The sequence below is a fragment of the Ruminococcus albus 7 = DSM 20455 genome (assembly GCF_000179635.2).
In the GTDB taxonomy this organism is placed as follows: Bacteria; Bacillota; Clostridia; order Oscillospirales; family Ruminococcaceae; genus Hominimerdicola; species Hominimerdicola alba.
Window position 1 is genome coordinate 1090262 of the sequence record NC_014833.1, and the last position, 18610, is coordinate 1108871.

Here is an 18610-nt window from a genome sequence, read left to right on the forward strand (position 1 = left end):
ATACAGTCATTATATCACAAATTATCTGATTTTGCAATACTTGTGCTGAAAAAGTCAAATGTATATGTCATCAGTGGAGCCTCATGCAGGCGAAGAATGCAGATCATAGGGATAGTACCGGATTTTAAATAATTCTGCAAAGAAAATTCATAAACATTTGCAGTCTGCTTATCAAAATTGCCTATTATCAAGGATAATGAGTAGGTTAGTTAGTGTAAAATGGAGATTTTTTGCAGGATTGTCGGTTTTCACTTGCAAAATCACGAAAAATGGAGTACAATACAATAGTCGGAAATGACACTATTTTAGCTATATGATTTCGGAGGGTTCGGAATATGAAACTGACAGAAATGTCCCGTGAACAGCTTGTTGAGTTCAAGAATAAGGTACAGGCGGAGTATGACGGCTACAAGGCTCAGGGCCTTGCGCTGAATATGGCAAGAGGTAAGCCTGCAGCTGAGCAGCTTGATCTCACTGAGGGTCTGCTGACCTGTGTTTCAAAGAGCAGTGACTGCTTTGATGATGATGGTCTTGATTGCAGAAACTATGGCGGCCTTGACGGCATTCCTGCTGCAAAGAAGCTTTTTGCACCTATGCTGGGTGTAAGCGAGAAGGAGCTCATCGTGTTCGGTAACTCCAGTCTTAATATAATGTATGATACTATCGCAAAGTATCTCCTTTTCGGTGTTGACGAGGAGTCAAAGCCCTGGAGAGATCAGGGCAAGATCAAGTGGCTCTGCCCCGTTCCCGGATATGACAGACATTTCCTTATCTGCCAGAAGTTCGGTATCGAGATGATAAATATCCCTACCGATGAGAACGGTCCCGATATGGATATGATCGAGAAGCTGGTCGCTGAGGATGACAGCATCAAGGGTATCTGGTGTGTACCTATGTACGCTAACCCCACAGGTGTTACTTACAGCGATGAAGTTGTAAAGAGATTTGCAAACATGAAGACAAAGGCTTCGGATTTCCGTATCTTCTGGGATAACGCTTACTGCGTACATCACCTGACAGATACTCCCGACAAGCTGCTGAACATTCTTGATGAGTGCAAGGCTGCAGGCAACCCCGAGAGAGTTGTAATGTTCGCATCTACTTCCAAGATCAGCTATGCCGGTGCAGGTGTGGCTATCATGGGTGCAAGTGAAGCTAATATCAAGTATATCCTCTCGCTGATGACAGTTCAGACCATCGGTCACGACAAGATCAATCAGCTCAGACACGTTAAGTTCTTCGGTGATTTTGAGGGACTTAAAGAGCACATGAAGAAGCACAAGGCGCTTATCGCTCCCCGTTTTGAGGTAGTACTGGATACCCTCGACAAGGAACTGGGCGAACTGGGCGTAGCTAAGTGGACAAAGCCCAACGGCGGTTACTTTGTAAGCTTTGATGCTATGAACGGTACTGCAAAGCGCATAGTTACTCTCTGCAAGGAAGCAGGCGTTGTACTGACAGGTGCAGGCGCAACATTCCCTTACGGCAAGGATCCCGATGATAAGAATATACGTGTAGCTCCCACATATCCCCCTGTTGAGGAGCTGAAGATAGCAGCTAAGCTGTTTACCGTATGTGTTAAGCTTGCAAGTGCTGAAAAGCTGCTTGCAGAATAAGCTTTCATCTCAGCCCCTTTGGGCTGACAAAATATACGATCATCAAAAACACCTCCGATCGGCTATGGTCGGAGGTGTTTTGCGTTTTATCATAACAGTACTGTATTGATATCAGTAGTGGTCAGAAAAAAAGAAAACGACATATATCTCAGTATATTCATCATTTATGTTCACTGAAACAGCAGTGCTCACAGATGATGGATACAGAAATAGATATGTCGTTTACTACAATTGTTCTGCTGTACATGATCCTCACTGCGCTATAAGGAGCGAGGAGGAACATCAGGCATTTTCTTCCAGAGCTTTTTCAACTGCAATAGCAAGCTGATCTGCGCAGGAAGTTCCTCTTCCGCTGCAATCGTTGCCTTTGAGCAGACGAACGGCATCTTCGGGGGCAGCGCCCTCAAGCAGCTTGCCTATGGCTTTCAGATTGCCGTTGCAGCCGCCTACGAAGCTGACATCATGGAGCTTGCCATCCACGATATCAAAGGATATTTTTCTTGCACATACACCGTGAGGTGTATAATCATAGGTAGCCATATTATCCCTCCTTGAAAAGCTACGGTCGTATGGTGGTCGCGAATATGACACGTCGGTACACCTGCGGCGCAATTAAGGCTTCGGAAGTATCCCTACAGGTCTGATAATATTATAACATATTTTTGGCAGGAAATCAACACTGCTATACCGACAGATATCGTTTAAGAAATAAAAAGTTTACACATTTTATGTTAAGCCATATAGCAGTTAAACTGCTTATGTTGTATACCAAACAGCACAGGGATACACTATGTTGAAAATATATGGCAGATATTAATAATAATTATCTTTACATTTTGGGGAAAATGTGGTATAATGTCCACAAAGCGGAGAGGGGCTCCGCTGAGATGAAGGATATGGTGATAATATGAAAATAACTAAGATCACAGCGCTGCTGACGGCACTTATAATGTCGGCAGGGGCAGCATCCTGCGGAGGAAAGCAGGATGACAGCAAGGCAGAGGTATCCTCGGCGGCGGTGAGCGGTGAAGAACAGGTGACAGAGAGTCAGCCTGAGAAACTGCCCGAAACAGACGAGGAGTGGGATGCTGCCATGATAAACAAGGCTATGACATCCTACGGCAACACCAAACAGATACGGGAAGTTATTGAAAAAGCACAGAGCGGCGAAGAAGTCACGATAGCGTATCTGGGCGGTTCAATAACTGAGGGTATATCTGCGGGCGCAGACCTTTGCTATGCAAAACTCAGCTATGAGCATTTTGCAGAGAAATTCGGTACAGGCGATAATGTAAAGTATGTAAACGCAGGCATAAGCGGCACGCCATCTAAGCTTGGTATACTGCGTCTGCAGAGAGATGTGCTAGCCTATGACCCTGATATCGTGTTCATTGAATTTGCTGTGAATGACGGCGGTGATGCTGAATTTCAGAATGCTTATGAATCCATAGTAAAGACCCTGATGCAGAAGGGAATAGCCCCTGTTTTGCTGTTTTCGGTTACCGAGGATGATCATTCCGCACAGGATTACATGAAGCAGATAGGTGAGGCTTACCGTCTGCCTATGATATCCTACTGCGATGCGCTGAGGTTCATGTTTGAAAACGGACGGATGACATGGAAGGATTTTTCAAACGATCAGTCGCACCCGAATACTGAGGGACACGCGCTTGTGGCAAGAATGATAGACCATTACTGGGATACTGTTATGGATATCGAGCCTGAGGGCGATGTGATAATGCCTTTTGAAGATGTATTTCATCCGCGTGAGATAGGTGCGGATATGCTGGAGAATGACAGGCTGACACCTATCGAAACGGGCAGCTGGACTATAGGCTCTGATACAGCACACTTCACAAACGGCTGGACCCATGACCCGGAGCTTGGAAACGAGCCTATAGTTTTCGAGGTCGAAGCGAAGTTCCTGTACCTTATATATAAAGAGGTCAGCGGAGGAAAGTTCGGTGATATGCACGTTCATATTACTCTTGACGGTGAGGAATATGCAGACCGTGATGTTACGGCGGTAACACCTGAGGGCTGGGGCGGACCCAACAGGTCGAATGTTGTAATGGAGCCTTCGCCTGCAAAATACAGGGTGGAGATATCAATGGCTTCAGGCAGTGAGGATAAGACAGCACAGCTGCTCGCGCTTGGTATAGTATAAACTTATAATAATAAACGGGTGTCACAGATCTCGCATTTATGCGAAACAGTGACACCCGTATTTTATGCATTGACTATCATTCCCAGTTTTTCCATATATCGGGACAGTAACCCACAGTAGCCTGTCTGCCGTTGCGGACAACTGGTGCGGCTATGAGTGAAGGTTCTTCAAGGAGTTTTTCCCGCTTCTCCTCCATGCTGCCCAGATATTTCAGCAGGTCGGCGGTCTCGCCTTTGGCTTTGGGGTCGATGAGTTTCTCGATATCGCCTACAGCCTTCAGCACCGAATCAAATTCGCCCTTGCTCATTCCCTTGCTCACAAGGTCGATGGACTGGAATTTAATGCCGCGCTCTTTGAAATAGCGCTCTGCCTTTTTGGTATCAAAGCTTTTTGCTTTGCCGAATATTTGTATGTTCATTATTTTCACCTCTGTATAATAATACACCGTCGTATGTGTGCTTTCAAGTATGGTTTTAAGCGACAAAGCTACAAGCTTGCCGTCATCGGAAACAGGAAAAATATAAGGCAGATGGCGGGAATCGAACCCGCGAGATCGCCGCAGATACCCCCGCCGTATATCACCGACCACGCATCCGCGACCGCGTTACCTCTTCGCCGCATCTGCCGAACATCTTCTGAAAATATTATACCACAGAATGCTGTTTAATGCAAGCTGGAACGCGGCTTTTGAAAAATGGCAAAAAAATAGCAGGTCAACGGTGACCTGCGGAAAATAAAACAAAAAAACTATGTGTAGAACAAAAGAAAGGAGACAACAAAACGGATGTTAAATCAATCTGATTATTCGATTTCCTTAACACCATTTATATTATAATCGGTTTTACGAAAAAAGTCAAGGGGTATGGGAATGTTTTTTTGGAAACTCGCAAATTTCAGCAACTTGCACAATTTTCATTTTTTTGTGTGGCTATTTGCTCTATATAATGATTTAACAGTATAAATACGCAGTTATTACATTGTTCTTATTAATATAAAGTATAAAAAGATTGTTTTATATATTTATAAACTTATGAAGAAAGCGTATACAAACTTTTTCGTCTTTGCCAAAAATTGCTCTTTTATTTGTGCATATTTCTTGATAAACTGTTCATAATAGTTTCAGCAACGGCAAACACACCGTAATGCTGAAGATCCAGCGATTTTATGCATTAACGGAACAGCCGAAAGAAAGGAATGGTATCAATGCTTGACAGGATAGCTCTGGCGCTGCTTATCGTCGGCGGTATAAACTGGGGGCTGCTGGGTATATTTGAATTTGATCTGGTGGCTTTCATCTTTGGCGGACAGGCAGCATTTTTATCGAGGATAGTCTACACACTGGTGGCGATATCCGCGGTATGGTGCATCTCACTGTTCTTCAAGGACAGGGAGCTCCTTCCCGACATGGTATAGCGCACTGCTCTGCCGTAGGATCAAGGCAGGGCAGAGAAGCTTCCGACCCAGAACGCACAAGGTACGGGCTTGCAGCGTTATGGGAGGGCTGCAAGTCCGACGGGAGCTTCTCTGTCCTGCTTTGCGCTGTTCTGTAGTAAAAAAATAAGGTTGTATGCCGTGAAAACAACAATAAAAAAGACACTTCCGGGCATTATCGGAAGTGTCTTGATATTAATGATCATTTCTTTGTAATGATCAGAGATTGTCTGCCGAGTTTAGTGTAGGTATCCATAAAGAAATCATAGGACATGGTCTGCACCTTGCCGTAATAGCTGCTGCTGTCGAAGTTTTCAACATTACCGAGTATAAAGCAGTTATTGGCATCGTCATAACCTGTCAGCACTGCAGTGTGCTGTCTGCCGTACCAGGTGAAGTTATATGTGCCTGAGCCGGGGTTAGAATACTTCTGACCTGCGGTGATCGTCTGGGTGCAAACAGCATAGGGCTCTACCTCAGAGTACCATACTATGGGGTTGTTGCCTTTGTCGATCTCAGTTTTAAGACCGTTGATATCAAGTCCGCCGCTGACGGCAGTATTTCCAAGGTCGAGTTTACCGGGATCGAATTTCAGCTTATTGACGTTGTTGCCTGTGTAATAATCGGTGTTCAGGGCGATGTTGTAGCTGTTGCGTACGCCGATATAATTAAGGTACTGGTGTGCAGATTGTGCTACAAGAGGAGCATAACAGCCGTAGCCCACGCTGCCTTCCATGCGGTAGGGTGAACCCCAGAAACAGTAGTTGGGGTCAACGTTGACAGCGCCGTTGTAGAATGCCTGTTCGGGCATATAGTAGTCGATCAGTGTGTTTTTGCTGACATTTATACCGAACTGGTAGTTAAGTACCGATGCAAGTGCGGTTTCCTCGCAGCCGAGAACAGCAGGATTTCCGCCGAGATAGCCGTCCTGGTTGATGACCGTCAGACCGCTGTTAGCGTAGTTTTTTACGCATGAAGTAGGAACATATCCCACCTGAGTGCCGTTTGAGTTAGGCAGGAAGATCTTAGTCCAGCCGTTAGCAGGGAGATCCGTCTGCATAACTGTGTTACCGACATAAAGATTGCCAAGCTTGGTACTGCCTGTGCTTGCGTTCGCATAAATTGGTGTAGCGGTCGTACACTTTACATAGCCGTCGGTCACAACTGTAACAGTGGTAGAATAAGAACCGTATGCCTTCTGACCGTTAACGGTCTTGTATGCGCGAACTCTTGTCTTGAAGCCTGTGCGCTGTGCAAGGTTTGTGAACTTGTAGCTTCTGGCGGTCTTTGCGTCATAAGCTTTCCACTTGCCGTCTATCTGTATAGAAGCTTCATAGCCCTCAGCGCCCGAAACTGCATTCCACATGAGGGTAGCAGTTGTGGTGTCGCTGTTGTAGAAATAGCTGTTGAATGTAGGTGCGGCGAGATCGGCTTTCTGCTCGGTCTGAGTATTGCTGTCTGCACTTACGCATGAAGTAGGAACATAACCGATCTGAGTGCCGTTGGAGTTAGGCAGGAAGATCTTAGTCCAGCCGTTAGTGGGGAGATCTGTCTGCATAACTGTGTTACCGACATAAAGATTTCCAAGCTTGGTAGAACCTGTGCTTGCGTTCGCATAAATTGGTGTAGCGGTCGTACACTTAACATAGCCGTCGGTAACAACGGTAACGGTGGTAGAATAAGAACCGTATGCCTTCTGACCGTTAACGGTCTTGTATGCGCGAACCCTTGTCTTGAAGCCTGTGCGCTGTGCAAGGTTTGTGAACTTGTAGCTTTTGGCGGTCTTTGCGTCATAAGCTTTCCATTTGCCGTCTATCTGAATAGAAGCTTCATAGCCCTCAGCGCCCGAAACTGCGTTCCACATCAGGGTAGCAGTTGTGGTGTCACTGTTGTAGAAGTAGCTGTTGAATGTAGGTGCAGCGAGATCGGCTTTCTGCTCGGTCTGTGTGTTTGTATCTGCGCTTACGCATGAAGTAGGAACATAACCGATCTGAGTGCCGTTGGAATTAGGCAGGAAGATCTTAGTCCAGCCGTTTGCAGGAAGATCCGTCTGCATAACTGTGTTGCCGACATACAGATTTCCAAGCTTGGTAGAACCTGTGCTTGCGTTCGCATAAATTGGTGTAGCGGTCGTACACTTAACATAGCCGTCGGTAACAACGGTAACAGTGGTAGAATAAGAACCGTATGCCTTCTGACCGTTAACGGTCTTGTAAGCGCGAACCCTTGTCTTGAAGCCTGTTCTCTGTGCAAGGTTTGTGAACTTGTAGCTTCTGGCGGTCTTTGCATCGTATGCTTTCCATTTACCGTCTATCTGAATAGAAGCCTCATAACCCTCAGCGCCCGAAACTGCGTTCCACATGAGGGTAGCTGTTGTGGTGTCACTGTTGTAGAAGTAGCTGTTGAATGTGGGGGCGGCGAGATCGGCTTTCTGCTCGGTCTGTGTGTTTGTATCTGCGCTTACGCATGAAGTAGGAACATAACCGATCTGAGTGCCGTTGGAATTAGGCAGGAAGATCTTAGTCCAGCCGTTTGCAGGGAGATCCGTCTGCATAACTGTGTTACCGACATAGAGATTTCCAAGCTTGGTAGAACCTGTGCTTGCGTTCGCATAAATTGGTGTAGCGGTCGTACACTTTACATAGCCGTCGGTAACAACGGTAACAGTGGTAGAATAAGAACCGTATGCCTTCTGACCATTAACGGTCTTGTAAGCGCGAACTCTTGTCTTGAAGCCTGTGCGCTGTGCAAGGTTAGTGAACTTGTAGCTTCTGGCGGTCTTTGCGTCATAAGCTATCCACTTACCGTCTATCTGAATAGAAGCTTCGTAGCCCTCAGCCCCCGAAACTGCGTTCCACATGAGGGTAGCTGTTGTGGTGTCACTGTTGTAGAAGTAGCTGTTGAATGTAGGTGCAGCGAGATCGGCTTTCTGCTCGGTCTGTGTATTGGAATCCGCACTTACGCATGAAGTAGGAACATAACCGATCTGAGTGCCGTTGGAGTTAGGCAGGAAGATCTTAGTCCAGCCGTTTGCAGGGAGATCCGTCTGCATAACTGTGTTACCGACATAAAGATTGCCAAGCTTTGTGCTGCCTGTGCTTGCGTTCGCATAAATTGGTGTAGCGGTCGTACACTTAACATAGCCGTCGGTAACAACGGTAACGGTGGTAGAATAAGAACCGTATGCCTTCTGACCGTTTACAGTTTTGTATGCGCGAACCCTTGTCTTGAAGCCTGTGCGCTGTGCAAGGTTTGTGAACTTGTAGCTTCTGGCGGTCTTTGCATCGTATGCTTTCCATTTGCCGTCTATCTGAATAGAAGCCTCATAGCCCTCAGCGCCCGAAACTGCGTTCCACATGAGGGTAGCAGTTGTGGTGTCGCTGTTGTAGAAGTAGCTGTTGAATGTGGGGGCGGCGAGATTTGCAACAGGGTCTTGCTTGGTAACTGTGCCGCCCGTCATTTCGGCATTGGCACCTTCTGCTTCGCCAACAGAGTTGAAAGGCACGATCAGCAGCTTTACAGTGCCGCTTTTGGGGAAGTCTGTGATAAGCTGATCGGTATCGGTATCTGCTATCAGCTTGGGCTTGCCGTCACTTGCTGTATTTGTCAGGTCGTAAACGTGATAGCCTGATGCGAAATCAGCCGCCAGCCAGTCTATCTTAGCTTTGCCGTTATTATCTGTAACGGTGATACTGCCGTTTATCGTTCCGGGTTTTATTTTCAGCAGATATCCTGTGGTATCGCCGTAGTCCTTTGTACGTATACCGTCCTCGGTCATAACGTATCTCAGGGGGGCTATCTCAACTGTCAGCTTACCGTCTTTGAACATATCATAAGGAATATCAGCTTTAAGCGAATGTGTGTCAAAAGACTTTGTCTTATCACCGTTGGTGAACTTTACGCTGTATGTATCCATATCAGCTGCAGCGTTCCAGGAAACAGACTTTGTATCCTTATCTACATTGAACTCTATCAGCTTGACATTTTGCTGCATATCTCGGGGATTCTTCACAACGGGAAGATCGGTATATACTTCGATTCTGCGCTTGCCCTTTACCTGACCTGCCAGCAGACCGAGATCGGTGATATTAACTTTGCCGTCTGCATTTGCATCGGCAGCCTTCAAACCTTTCTCATTCAGTGATTTTGCAGTTTTTATGTGTGCTGCTGCTTTTACAACATCAGTGATGTCGATCTTGCCGTCACCGTTTATATCGCCTGCAGCATAGGGCTTGTCACCTTCGGCGTATGGGGAAAAGTCCTGATCGCCTGTGGTATTGCTGTCAGCAGAAGCTGCTGATGCGGCATCACTGTTTTCACTGTTATCGGCAAAAGCTCCCACTGATAACTGACCTGCTGCTATAGCCAGCGAAACTGCAGCAGCGAGGATCTTTTTACATCTCATGTTTTTACCTCCGTACTTTTGTTCATGTCTGTTGATGCTTGTTGATGTTTAAACACCAACTTTCATTATAACACTTTTACAATGTAGTGTCAAGCAGAAAAGCCGCGTAAATATGTGTTTTTGAACTTTTATGTATATGCTCAGAAACTGATATTTATATCATACGTAAGAGCAGGGGAGAGATCGCTTTTTTCCATTCGGCTGTAAGTCTGTTGATGTCCCAAGCGGCGTTTGCAGGGCTGGTAGATGGCAGTTTTGCCGCGGGGCGATCAGTCTTCGGGAATATGTACTTATCATACAGTGAAGAAGCTGTACCTCCGTTTGCAAATACCGTTATATCGGGGCAGAGTGCCAGTATCATGGATATATCCGCTGCTCTGACATTTCTGATACTTGCATCTGAAGAACCGGATATATCGCATTCTGCCACTACGTCCCATACCGCTATATGTGTATCAAGCAGGAAGTTTTTCTTTTCTTCATTTGTCACAGGCACTTTTCTGCCTGTTATGGCTGCAGTAACAGCCCAGAAGCGGTTTCGTGGATGGCCGTAGTAGAATCCTGTTTCACGTGATTTTACCGAAGGCAGGCTGCCAAGTATGAGCACCCTGCTGTTACGGTCATATACGGGCTTGAAACTGTGTACTATATGCGTGTATACTGACATATTATCACCTCATAATCAATAGCAGTGCAACAGCCGCAGGGAAGTATACGTACTCCTGCGGCTGTAGTGTATTATCAGTTCGATGTATTGTTCTGATGTTTCTGTTTGCGTTCGGTACGCAGATAGGTATCGTTTGAAAGTACCAGTTTGATCTTCTTATCCATATACTCATTTGCCTGAGTAGCGTTGTGGACGGGTCTCATGCTGCTCTTCAGTCCTGCGTATACTATAAAACCGACTATCAGTGCAGCTACCAGAGGTGCCATAAGGCTCCTCATTATCATATACAATACCAGTAAAGTGCCAAATGCAGCAGCGACTGTTATCAGGCACAGTTTTGTATTGTCGATGGGGAGGTCACCTGTGAATTTGCCTGTCTGTCCGTTCATGGCGAAGTTCCACTGTTTGCCCTCCCATGATGTGGTAAGATACCATATCGGCAGCATGGCATATTTCTTTTTGGTATAGTTTACTTTGTAATCACCGCGTTTTTCGGTTACTTCATCGTGACGAACAGTTGCCTTGGTCTTTTGCTTGGCGGTATTTATAACTCGGTTTTCGGCTCTTTTCAGATCGTCCTCTTTCTCGACATCAAAGCGTTCTGCAAGGAATCCCGGCATATATGTCATGGAGAACGGTTTGAGATCACCGAAGTTGAAAGGTTCTACGGAATCCATGATATCATCGGGCATACGCTTTGAAGCATCAGCGGGGACGTTTTCAAAACCTATGGTGCCGCGGCGGTCAGCCTTGTATATCTTGCGGACGATCTCATTGTTATTTTCTGTCCTATCTGCAGCTTCAAATTCGGCATCAATATTTACAGCACCGTCATAAAGCCAGAACGGTACATATACGCCCTGTATCTCCTCTACCTTACTGCCTGTAAGAAAGTTCCTGGGTATCAGTTTGCGTTTTTCGTAATAGCCCTTGTATTTTTCCATAGCCTGTTCCTTGGTGAAGGAGAAAGGTATAACGAGGTCCGGTTTTATAGCGCCGGAGAACTGCGCTTCGATAACGGTGGTATTATCGCAGTAGGGGCATTTTGTAGCTGCGGTGTTCTGGTCGCAGATTATCTCTGCACCGCAGGTATTGCAGCTGTAGGCTTTCATGCCCTCGGCAAAATCACCCCAGTCGCTGCCCGAATCCTTGATATCCTCTTCTTCGTTCTGCTGGTTGAAGAAAGCCTCAGCTTCTTCCTGTGTGAACAATGAATCACAGAATATGCATTTCAGCTTGCCTGCCTGAGGATCAAACTGCAAAGTGCCGCCGCAATTAGGGCATACCACCTGTGTTGATGTCTGTGCCATACCATTACCTCCGTATATCATATATTATATATCATTGATCAGGATATGTGACCGCATGATATCTTACTATGGATCACATATATTCTTCATCGGCTGACTATTGCCGCTTAAATATTATTATAACATATAAACAAACTATTTGCTATATACTAAACGAAAATGACTATGTAAAATAGCAGGAGGTATTTTTGTGCATTGTGCATAAAAATAGTTGACTTTGTGAAACTCGATATCTCCCGAAAATAGGGCTTTATAGAAAAATGTTAAACATTGTGTGAATAAACACAAAATACTGCACAAGGTATTGCGGAAAATTTAGTCAAGCATACAAAGATTGTGTTCAAAGCCCGAGAATAGGGCATTTTTATTTGACAAAGCTATTGATATCGGTTATAATATCAACATAAATAATTCGCACCACTGTAAATCAGGTGTGAAGAAATTTTAAAAAAATGACTTTTATATTATTGGAGGTAGTAATCATGAAGAAGGCTGAACTGCTGGCTGCAATCGCTGAAAAGAATGGCAGCACCAAGAAGAACGCTGAGGCAGCACTCGATGCTGTTATAAGCACGATCACCGAGGCTCTGGAGAAGGGCGAAAAAGTAGCTATCCCAGGATTTGGCACATTTGAGGTAAGAGACCGTGCGGCTAAGAAGTCTATCAACCCCGCTACTAAGGAACCAATAGATGTACCTGCAAAGAAGGTACCTGCTTTCAAGGCTGCTAAGGCTCTGAAGGATGCTGTTGACAAGAAGTGATATCCCACGGGAGTATTTTACGACCGTATAATAGAAAAGGAGAACATGGAAATGGCAAACACAAAGAAAACTGCTACTAAGGCTGCAGAGGTCGCTGCTGAGGTCAAGGAGGTCGCTGCCAAGACCAAGTCAGCTGCAAAGAAGACTGCAGCAAAGGCTGCTGCGAAGACAAAGGCTGCTGTTGATAAGGTTGCCGAGAAAGACGTAGTTTACGTTGAATTTGCTGACAAGCAGCTTGACGTTGCTGCACTTGTTGAGGCTGCAAAGGCTGACTACAAGGCAAAGGGTCACAGGGCACCCAAGGCTGTAAAGCTGTATATCAAGCCCGAAGAAGGTGTTGCTTACTATACTGTAAACGATAAGGGCGACGCCGATCAGAAGATAGATCTTTAATTGTGTTCACATTGACCGCTCCGTTCGCGGGGCGGTCATTTTTTGCGCTGAGGTATTTTATGGAAATTTCTGCATACAAGGGATTATTTGAAGAAAATGGTATCGCCCTTTCTGCTGAACAGGCTGAAAGACTTGAAAAGTACGCGGATATGCTGGTGGAGTATAACAATATGGTGAACCTTACAGCTATTACTGATGATGAAGGTATAGCTGTGAAGCACTTTCTGGACAGCATATACCCCTTCACGCTTTTTGATCTTCCTGAGGGCGTTTCGATGATAGATGTGGGTACGGGAGCAGGATTCCCGTCATGTCCGCTGAAAGTATACCGCGGAGATATCAGGCTTACTCTGCTGGACAGCCTTAACAAGAGGGTGAATTTTTTACAGAGCCTGTCCGATACTATCGGGCTGGATGCTGAATGTGTTCATGGCAGGGCTGAGGAGTTCGGCAAGAAGGATGAGTACAGGGAGAGTTTCGATATTGCCACTGCAAGGGCAGTTGCTAATCTGACGGATCTGTGTGAGTACTGTCTGCCATTTGTAAAGGTCGGCGGACTGTTCGTTTCACTGAAGGGAAGCAGCGGCAGTGAGGAGCTCGATAAGGCGAAACCTGCAATTAAGCTTCTGGGAGGAAAGACAGAGAAGGTAGTGGAGTATACTCTGCCGGGCGGTGACGGAAGGACACTGATACTGATACGCAAGGTGTCCCCTACACCTGCAAAGTATCCCAGAAATGCGGGACAGATGAAAAAAAGATCCTTGTCATAAATAAGCAAAGACGGAAGTGCAGTGCATTCCCGTCTTTTTTGTTATATAAGCTTAGTGCGCATATACGTCAGCAGCTTTTTTTCGCGCCTTGATACCTGTACCTGTGTCATGCCGAGTTTTTCGGCTGCTGCTGTCTGTGTCATGCCTTTGAAGTAGCGCAGATCAATTAGTTTTCTGTCATCTGCAGAAAGTTCGGATAGTACCTGCCTGAGTGCAAGCCTGTCGGTGATATCTTCGTCGGGAGGTTCTGTGGGCAGATCGGTCTGACTTTCTCCGTCCTCGTCCCCGATAGTAAGGCTTACTGTGGGCTGAGAGGCATTCAGGGCTTCGATCACATCATCGGGATCAGCGCCTGTTATATCAGAAAGCTCGGATACAGTAGGTTCTCTGCCGTTTTTGTGAGCAAAGGTCTGTGAAGCGCGGGTTATCTTCAGCGAAAGCTCCTTCAGGCTGCGTGACACCTTGACTGTACCGCCGTCACGGAATAGCCGCTTTATCTCACCGAGGATAACAGGTACCGCATAGGTGGAGAACTTTACTCCGCGGCTTGCATCAAAGGCTCGTGAGGCTTTTACAAGTCCCATGCAGCCTGCTCCGTAAAGATCATCGTATTCTATCCCACGTCCGCGAAAACGGTTGGCGCACAGGTGAACAAGCCCGAGGTTGTCTTCGGGGCGAGTGCTTTCATCGCGGCTCATAGGCGTTTTTTACCTTGTATGGTGCGTTCGAGCTGTACGGTAGTGCCCTTGCCCTGTCTGCTTTTAACTTTCACCTTCTCCATAAATGTTTCCATTATGGTGAATCCCAGTCCTGCGCGGTCGTCCTCGGGAGAAGTGGTATAAAGCGGTGTCATGGCTTTGGCTATATCCTCCATACCGCAGCCTCTGTCCTGTATCTTTATCACTATTCGTCCGCCGCTGAATATACGAACCTGCAGTATGACTTCTCCGGGTTCATCACGGTAGCCGTGAACTATGGCATTGGTGACAGCCTCCGATACTGCTGTCTTTATATCTGAAAGCTCGGATATATTCGGATCCAGCTGAGATAGAAAACCGCTGACTGCAAGACGTGCAAAGCGTTCGTTTTCCGAGAGGGCAGGGAAAGTGACGGTCATTTCATTAAGTGGTCTGAGGGGTGGTCTGCTCAATATCATCTGCCTCCTTTTCTGTGAAATTATCGGTGATCGCTGCAAGACGGTCTATGCCTGCAAGGTGAAGTACTTTTTTTATGTAGGCAGGCGGTGCGGCGATGATGATATTACCGCCGTACCCGTTCATTATCTTGTATCTGCCCATAATAAGCCCGATGCCGGAGCTGTCCATGAAGGTGACGGCTGAGAAGTCAAGTACGAGCCTTGAGGGGTGTTTTTCTGATAATTCGCGGTCGATCTCGGTGCGCATCATTCTTGCGGAATGGTGATCGAGTTCTCCTGACAGCCGAGCGATAGTCAGGCTGCCGCAGGTTTTGATTTGTATCAATTTAACAGTCCTCCTTTTTGATATACAGATAATGGGTCGTTTATCCCTATGCCCGATACACACAGGATCTTTATGGGTGTTGCGGGTTCTGTACATTTTACTGTAAGTGCCGTGCGTACAAACTGTATGCGCGGCATACTTTGCATAATAATGATATCATAGGCGGAACGGGAATTTTGTCATAATACGGTATGCAGCAGTATGCAGACTGTGTCACTGTGAAAGTTATCTGCATAATATGACATCAGAGGGACTGATAAGTTCCCTGAAAAGAAATGGAGATGATATGATTGGAGAATAACGAGAAAAATATCCTGGAAAGGATATTTGATAATGACAGTGCCACTGAAAGCAGGTGCTGTAATGCAAAGGAGAGCACTTTGCCTAAGAAGCTTTCCTTTGCTATGGCTTATGTGCCATTTCAGCCATGGATCGAGCCCTATGAGGATGATGTGGCACTTTCACGCGGGACAGTATTCCCGTGTCTTGACAAACCTTTCATCGGAGAGGAGGCTGTGAAGAATGCCCGTACTGAATGATAAGCAGAAGCTTATGCGGAGGATCCAGCAGAACAGCTTTGCACTGACGGAAGCTGTTCTTTACCTGGACAGTCATCCCACCTGCAAGATGGGTCTGGAATATTTCAGAAAGCACAAGGCTGAGAAAGAGAAGCTTGAAAAGGAATATAACGAGAAGTACGGTCCCCTGACAGCGGAAAGTTCGGAGGGTACGAATAAGTGGGAATGGGTCATGAGGCCTTTTCCATGGGAGAGAGGTGAGAACTGATGTGGATGTATGAGAAGAAATTGCAGTATCCCGTAAATATAAAAAATCCCGATCCTGCGCTGGCTAAGGTCATAGTAAGTCAGCTGGGAGGTCCCGACGGCGAACTGGGTGCGTCGCTGAGGTATCTCAGTCAGAGATATTCTGCGCCCACAAGGGAAGTTCAGGCAATGCTGACAGATATCGGCACTGAAGAACTGGCGCACATGGAGATGATAAGTGCAATACTCTATCAGCTGACCCGCGGGCTTTCGATGAAAGAGATAAAGGAGAGCGGGTTTGACACTTATTTTGTAGATCACACCACGGGCATATACCCTGTTGCGGCATCGGGTGTGCCGTTCTCGGCGGATTATTTTCAGAGCAAGGGTGATCCGATAACCGACCTTAATGAAGATATGGCGGCTGAGCAGAAAGCGCGCACGACCTATGATAACATCTTGCGGCTGACCGATGACCCTGATGTGCGCGACCCGATAAAGTATCTGAGAGAGAGGGAGATAGTACACTATCAGAGGTTTGGAGAATGTCTGAGGATAGTGACGGATATGCTGGACAGCAAGAATCTTTATGCATTCAATCCGTCATTCGATAAATGACAGGCAAAGCAGTACAGAGGATAAAGCAGTACAAAGGATAGAATGCCAAGGAAGAGAGCTTTTGGTCAAGCTTTTCGCGAAAAGCTTGCGGAGAGCACGAGAGGCAGAGCCTCTCGGTCAAGGCGCAAAACCCAAATGCAAAGCAAGCATTAAGAACACAGCAAACTCCCGACCAAACAGGCGCGGCAATATAGGAATACAGAGCGTGGACAAAACAAACGTCCACGCTCTTACTATGTGCGGAGATATTGCCGCGCCCGAAATCAACGGCGGTAGCTCGTTGATTTCTCGACCCGTAAGGGGCGATATGATACCGCAGTACTCGGGATAAAAGTTCTGCACTCTTGCAGGTCATATAACAGATAGCTGGATTTTTATTTGTGGGCGGGGATTTGTAGGGCTGGTCGATGGTTTGATTTGGGAACATTGGTTTGTGAGTTTTCGTCCCTCTCTTCGTTCGGGTCGAGCCGTCAAAGACGCTTCGCTGTTTGACGGCGGGCGCGGGCAATATATTTACGCATACAGAAAGAGCGTGGACGTTTGATTGTCCACGCTCTGTATGCCTATATTGCCGCGCCTTATTGACAGGGTCGGGAGTTTGCTGTTCTATTTATAGCTCTTTGTTGCTACGTCGCCTTTGCACCTTGAGTTGAGGGCTCTGCCCTCAAACTCCCGCAAGCTTTTCGCGAAAAGCTTGACCAAAAGCTCACTTCTTGGCAGTTTACGCTCATGATTGAAGTCTTGAAACACAATAAACAAATTCTATTAATAACTATTGCATATTTTGTTGTGATGTGCTATAATGATCTAAAGGGTTTACGGCAGATGCTGTGCCCTGTGTTAAGAAAAAAAGACTAAAGAAATATGAGGTGACAAAAATGTCTGTTAATCCCGACCTTTTTATCCATGAATCTGATCGCACTGCGCTAAATGCCCTGAAAGCTATTCCCGGCTTTACTCCGCTGCTGAGAGGTTTCATGAAGATATGGAATGAAAAGCAGTTCAAGCTGATGAATATGTCTACGCTTGTAAGGATAAGCGAAAAGCAGATGCCTGAGTACTATGAGATGCTAAAACCTATATGCAAGCGTCTGGGTATAAAGGAGCCCGAGCTTTTTATGACCACTGACCCTTATCCGAATGCTTATACTTCCGGGGAGAACGATCCTTTCATAGTGATGACAACGGGGCTGGTGGCTTCGCTGCCCCATGAACTTATACCATCGGTGCTGGCACATGAGTGCGGACATATAGCTTGTCATCATGTGCTGTATTCTACAATGGGCAGGATGATACTGGGCGGCTCGGCAGGATTGCTGGGACTTTCACCGCTGTTGACTGCCCCTTTGCAGATGGCTTTCTATTACTGGATGAGGTGCAGTGAGTTTTCTGCGGACAGGGCTGCTGCAGTCTGCGGCGGTTCGGGTGACAGTGTTGTAGAGGTGTGCATGAGGCTTGCAGGCTGTGAGAAGGATTCTCCCGTACAGGCAAATACCGAGGCTTTTCTGGAGCAGGCTAAGGAGTACCGAGATATGGTCAGCGGCTCGGCATTCAACAAGACGCTGGAGTTCATGATGTTCTCCGCAAGGAGCCACCCCCTCAATGCGGTGCGTGCATACGAATGTAACGAGTGGTGCAAGACAAATGAATTCAAGAGTATAATCAAGTATCTTGATGAGGAAGAGGGAAGTGCCGTTCACGGTAATGTTCCCATGAACGAGAATGCAGGCAGCTATATAAAGAAAGATGCTTCAAAGACAGCTGACGAGCTGAGGACTGCAGGATTTACGAATGTTACGATAGTGCGTTCTGCCGAAGTTAAGGCAGGTGTGCCTGTGAACGGTGTAATATCTATTACAGCCAACGGCAGGACAGACATAAAGAAAGGCGAATGGCTTCCTGCAGATACGGCTTGGGTGATAACTGCTTATGTACCGCTTTCGGCAGAGGAAGAAAAGGCAGCTCACCCGAATGAGGTTTGTGTGCCTTATTCCAGCGTAGGCTACAGCGGCAGGGATTACCGCACTGTGATAGATGAACTGCGTGCACTGGGATTCACGAATATATCAGTATGTGAACAGCCCGATATCAAGGTGAAATTCCTGATAAAGGAATACAGCATAGCGCATATTTCAATAGACCATACAGACAGGTTCGACAAGAATACATGGTTCAGACTGGATGCACCTGTATCCATAAGGTATCACGTTATGGCACAGTGATAGAG

Annotated in this window: 18 protein-coding genes and 1 tRNA gene; 10 read left to right on the forward strand and 9 right to left on the reverse strand. The window is 46.4% G+C overall.

Annotated features, from left to right (window positions below; all coding sequences use genetic code 11):
• Positions 1-335: 335 nt before the first annotated feature.
• Positions 336-1616, forward strand: coding sequence for an aspartate aminotransferase type Ic (locus RUMAL_RS04855; protein WP_013497656.1), 1281 nt, complete (start codon positions 336-338; stop codon positions 1614-1616).
• A 282-nt stretch (positions 1617-1898) separates the two neighbouring features.
• Here RUMAL_RS04855 and RUMAL_RS04860 read toward each other — a convergent pair whose 3' ends face one another.
• On the reverse strand, positions 1899-2156 hold the full coding sequence (locus RUMAL_RS04860; protein WP_013497657.1) for a TIGR03905 family TSCPD domain-containing protein: 258 nt from the start codon (positions 2154-2156) through the stop codon (positions 1899-1901).
• 367 nt (positions 2157-2523) lie between these two features.
• On the opposite strand from RUMAL_RS04860, the gene RUMAL_RS04865 reads away from it, so the two are divergent.
• Positions 2524-3783 (forward strand): SGNH/GDSL hydrolase family protein, encoded by a 1260-nt coding sequence (locus tag RUMAL_RS04865; RefSeq protein WP_013497658.1) that lies wholly within the window; start codon positions 2524-2526, stop codon positions 3781-3783.
• Positions 3784-3859: 76 nt separating this feature from the next.
• Here RUMAL_RS04865 and RUMAL_RS04870 read toward each other — a convergent pair whose 3' ends face one another.
• Both RUMAL_RS04870 and RUMAL_RS21690 read right to left on the reverse strand, forming a co-directional pair.
• The gene (locus RUMAL_RS04870) at positions 3860-4201 is read right to left on the reverse strand and encodes an arsenate reductase family protein (RefSeq protein ID WP_013497659.1); all 342 of its coding nucleotides are present in this window, start codon (positions 4199-4201) and stop codon (positions 3860-3862) included.
• 106 nt (positions 4202-4307) lie between these two features.
• A tRNA-OTHER gene (locus RUMAL_RS21690) sits at positions 4308-4408 on the reverse strand.
• Positions 4409-4986: 578 nt separating this feature from the next.
• Here RUMAL_RS21690 and RUMAL_RS04875 point away from each other — a divergent pair.
• Positions 4987-5196, forward strand: a complete 210-nt coding sequence (locus tag RUMAL_RS04875; RefSeq protein WP_013497660.1) for a DUF378 domain-containing protein — start codon at positions 4987-4989, stop codon at positions 5194-5196.
• 220 nt (positions 5197-5416) lie between these two features.
• On the opposite strand, the gene RUMAL_RS04880 is transcribed toward RUMAL_RS04875, so the two are convergent.
• The 3 genes from RUMAL_RS04880 to RUMAL_RS04890 all read right to left on the reverse strand — a co-directional run bounded on the left by RUMAL_RS04880 (position 5417) and on the right by RUMAL_RS04890 (position 11596).
• Positions 5417-9619 (reverse strand): dockerin type I domain-containing protein, encoded by a 4203-nt coding sequence (locus tag RUMAL_RS04880; protein ID WP_013497662.1) that lies wholly within the window; start codon positions 9617-9619, stop codon positions 5417-5419.
• Positions 9620-9773: 154 nt separating this feature from the next.
• A complete protein-coding gene (locus RUMAL_RS04885) occupies positions 9774-10286 on the reverse strand; it encodes a DNA-deoxyinosine glycosylase (RefSeq protein ID WP_013497663.1) in 513 nt (170 codons plus the stop codon).
• Between the two features lie 74 nt (positions 10287-10360).
• Positions 10361-11596: a TFIIB-type zinc ribbon-containing protein gene (locus RUMAL_RS04890; protein WP_013497664.1), complete on the reverse strand. Its 1236-nt coding sequence runs from the start codon at positions 11594-11596 to the stop codon at positions 10361-10363.
• Positions 11597-12078: 482 nt separating this feature from the next.
• Here RUMAL_RS04890 and RUMAL_RS04895 point away from each other — a divergent pair, with 482 nt between their 5' ends.
• The 3 genes from RUMAL_RS04895 to rsmG are packed head-to-tail and all read left to right on the forward strand — an operon-like array spanning position 12079 to position 13520.
• Positions 12079-12357 (forward strand): HU family DNA-binding protein, encoded by a 279-nt coding sequence (locus RUMAL_RS04895; RefSeq protein WP_013497665.1) that lies wholly within the window; start codon positions 12079-12081, stop codon positions 12355-12357.
• 51 nt (positions 12358-12408) lie between these two features.
• Positions 12409-12750: a DUF6465 family protein gene (locus RUMAL_RS04900; RefSeq protein WP_013497666.1), complete on the forward strand. Its 342-nt coding sequence runs from the start codon at positions 12409-12411 to the stop codon at positions 12748-12750.
• Between the two features lie 59 nt (positions 12751-12809).
• Positions 12810-13520, forward strand: coding sequence for a 16S rRNA (guanine(527)-N(7))-methyltransferase RsmG (gene rsmG, locus RUMAL_RS04905; protein ID WP_013497667.1), 711 nt, complete (start codon positions 12810-12812; stop codon positions 13518-13520).
• Positions 13521-13561: 41 nt separating this feature from the next.
• On the opposite strand, the gene RUMAL_RS04910 is transcribed toward rsmG, so the two are convergent.
• Genes RUMAL_RS04910 through RUMAL_RS04920 form a run of 3 tightly spaced genes read right to left on the reverse strand, consistent with a single transcriptional unit; the run spans position 13562 to position 15001 of the window.
• Entirely contained in the window at positions 13562-14218 is a 657-nt protein-coding gene (locus tag RUMAL_RS04910) for a sigma-70 family RNA polymerase sigma factor (RefSeq protein ID WP_013497668.1), read from the reverse strand.
• Positions 14215-14637 carry an anti-sigma F factor gene (spoIIAB, locus tag RUMAL_RS04915; RefSeq protein ID WP_423219326.1) on the reverse strand — a complete coding sequence of 141 codons (423 nt, stop codon included), beginning with the start codon at positions 14635-14637 and terminating at the stop codon, positions 14215-14217. Before spoIIAB ends, RUMAL_RS04910 begins: the two co-directional genes overlap by 4 nt.
• 4 nt (positions 14638-14641) lie before the next feature.
• Positions 14642-15001 (reverse strand): STAS domain-containing protein, encoded by a 360-nt coding sequence (locus RUMAL_RS04920; RefSeq protein WP_013497670.1) that lies wholly within the window; start codon positions 14999-15001, stop codon positions 14642-14644.
• Positions 15002-15291: 290 nt separating this feature from the next.
• On the opposite strand from RUMAL_RS04920, the gene RUMAL_RS22375 reads away from it, so the two are divergent.
• The 4 genes from RUMAL_RS22375 to RUMAL_RS04945 all read left to right on the forward strand — a co-directional run bounded on the left by RUMAL_RS22375 (position 15292) and on the right by RUMAL_RS04945 (position 18605).
• Entirely contained in the window at positions 15292-15540 is a 249-nt protein-coding gene (locus tag RUMAL_RS22375) for a spore coat associated protein CotJA (RefSeq protein ID WP_013497671.1), read from the forward strand.
• On the forward strand, positions 15524-15787 hold the full coding sequence (locus tag RUMAL_RS04930) for a spore coat protein CotJB (RefSeq protein ID WP_013497672.1): 264 nt from the start codon (positions 15524-15526) through the stop codon (positions 15785-15787). The genes RUMAL_RS22375 and RUMAL_RS04930 overlap by 17 nt, the downstream gene beginning before the upstream one ends.
• A complete protein-coding gene (locus tag RUMAL_RS04935) occupies positions 15787-16383 on the forward strand; it encodes a manganese catalase family protein (RefSeq protein WP_013497673.1) in 597 nt (198 codons plus the stop codon). The genes RUMAL_RS04930 and RUMAL_RS04935 overlap by 1 nt, the downstream gene beginning before the upstream one ends.
• 878 nt (positions 16384-17261) lie before the next feature.
• The gene (locus tag RUMAL_RS04945; RefSeq protein WP_037304497.1) at positions 17262-18605 is read left to right on the forward strand and encodes a M48 family metallopeptidase; all 1344 of its coding nucleotides are present in this window, start codon (positions 17262-17264) and stop codon (positions 18603-18605) included.
• Positions 18606-18610: the final 5 nt, after the last annotated feature.

Coding starts and splice junctions, on each gene's coding strand:
- RUMAL_RS04880 (WP_013497662.1), bottom strand. CDS start 9,619: ATGAGATGTAAAAAGATCCTCGCTGCTGCAGTTTCGCTGGCTATAGCA.
- RUMAL_RS04900 (WP_013497666.1), top strand. CDS start 12,409: ATGGCAAACACAAAGAAAACTGCTACTAAGGCTGCAGAGGTCGCTGCT.
- RUMAL_RS04885 (WP_013497663.1), bottom strand. CDS start 10,286: ATGTCAGTATACACGCATATAGTACACAGTTTCAAGCCCGTATATGAC.
- RUMAL_RS04930 (WP_013497672.1), top strand. CDS start 15,524: ATGCCCGTACTGAATGATAAGCAGAAGCTTATGCGGAGGATCCAGCAG.
- RUMAL_RS04945 (WP_037304497.1), top strand. CDS start 17,262: ATGTCTGTTAATCCCGACCTTTTTATCCATGAATCTGATCGCACTGCG.
- RUMAL_RS04910 (WP_013497668.1), bottom strand. CDS start 14,218: ATGAGCCGCGATGAAAGCACTCGCCCCGAAGACAACCTCGGGCTTGTT.
- RUMAL_RS04895 (WP_013497665.1), top strand. CDS start 12,079: ATGAAGAAGGCTGAACTGCTGGCTGCAATCGCTGAAAAGAATGGCAGC.
- RUMAL_RS04870 (WP_013497659.1), bottom strand. CDS start 4,201: ATGAACATACAAATATTCGGCAAAGCAAAAAGCTTTGATACCAAAAAG.
- RUMAL_RS04855 (WP_013497656.1), top strand. CDS start 336: ATGAAACTGACAGAAATGTCCCGTGAACAGCTTGTTGAGTTCAAGAAT.
- RUMAL_RS04935 (WP_013497673.1), top strand. CDS start 15,787: ATGTGGATGTATGAGAAGAAATTGCAGTATCCCGTAAATATAAAAAAT.
- RUMAL_RS04890 (WP_013497664.1), bottom strand. CDS start 11,596: ATGGCACAGACATCAACACAGGTGGTATGCCCTAATTGCGGCGGCACT.
- RUMAL_RS04860 (WP_013497657.1), bottom strand. CDS start 2,156: ATGGCTACCTATGATTATACACCTCACGGTGTATGTGCAAGAAAAATA.
- spoIIAB (WP_423219326.1), bottom strand. CDS start 14,637: ATGACCGTCACTTTCCCTGCCCTCTCGGAAAACGAACGCTTTGCACGT.
- rsmG (WP_013497667.1), top strand. CDS start 12,810: ATGGAAATTTCTGCATACAAGGGATTATTTGAAGAAAATGGTATCGCC.
- RUMAL_RS04865 (WP_013497658.1), top strand. CDS start 2,524: ATGAAAATAACTAAGATCACAGCGCTGCTGACGGCACTTATAATGTCG.
- RUMAL_RS04875 (WP_013497660.1), top strand. CDS start 4,987: ATGCTTGACAGGATAGCTCTGGCGCTGCTTATCGTCGGCGGTATAAAC.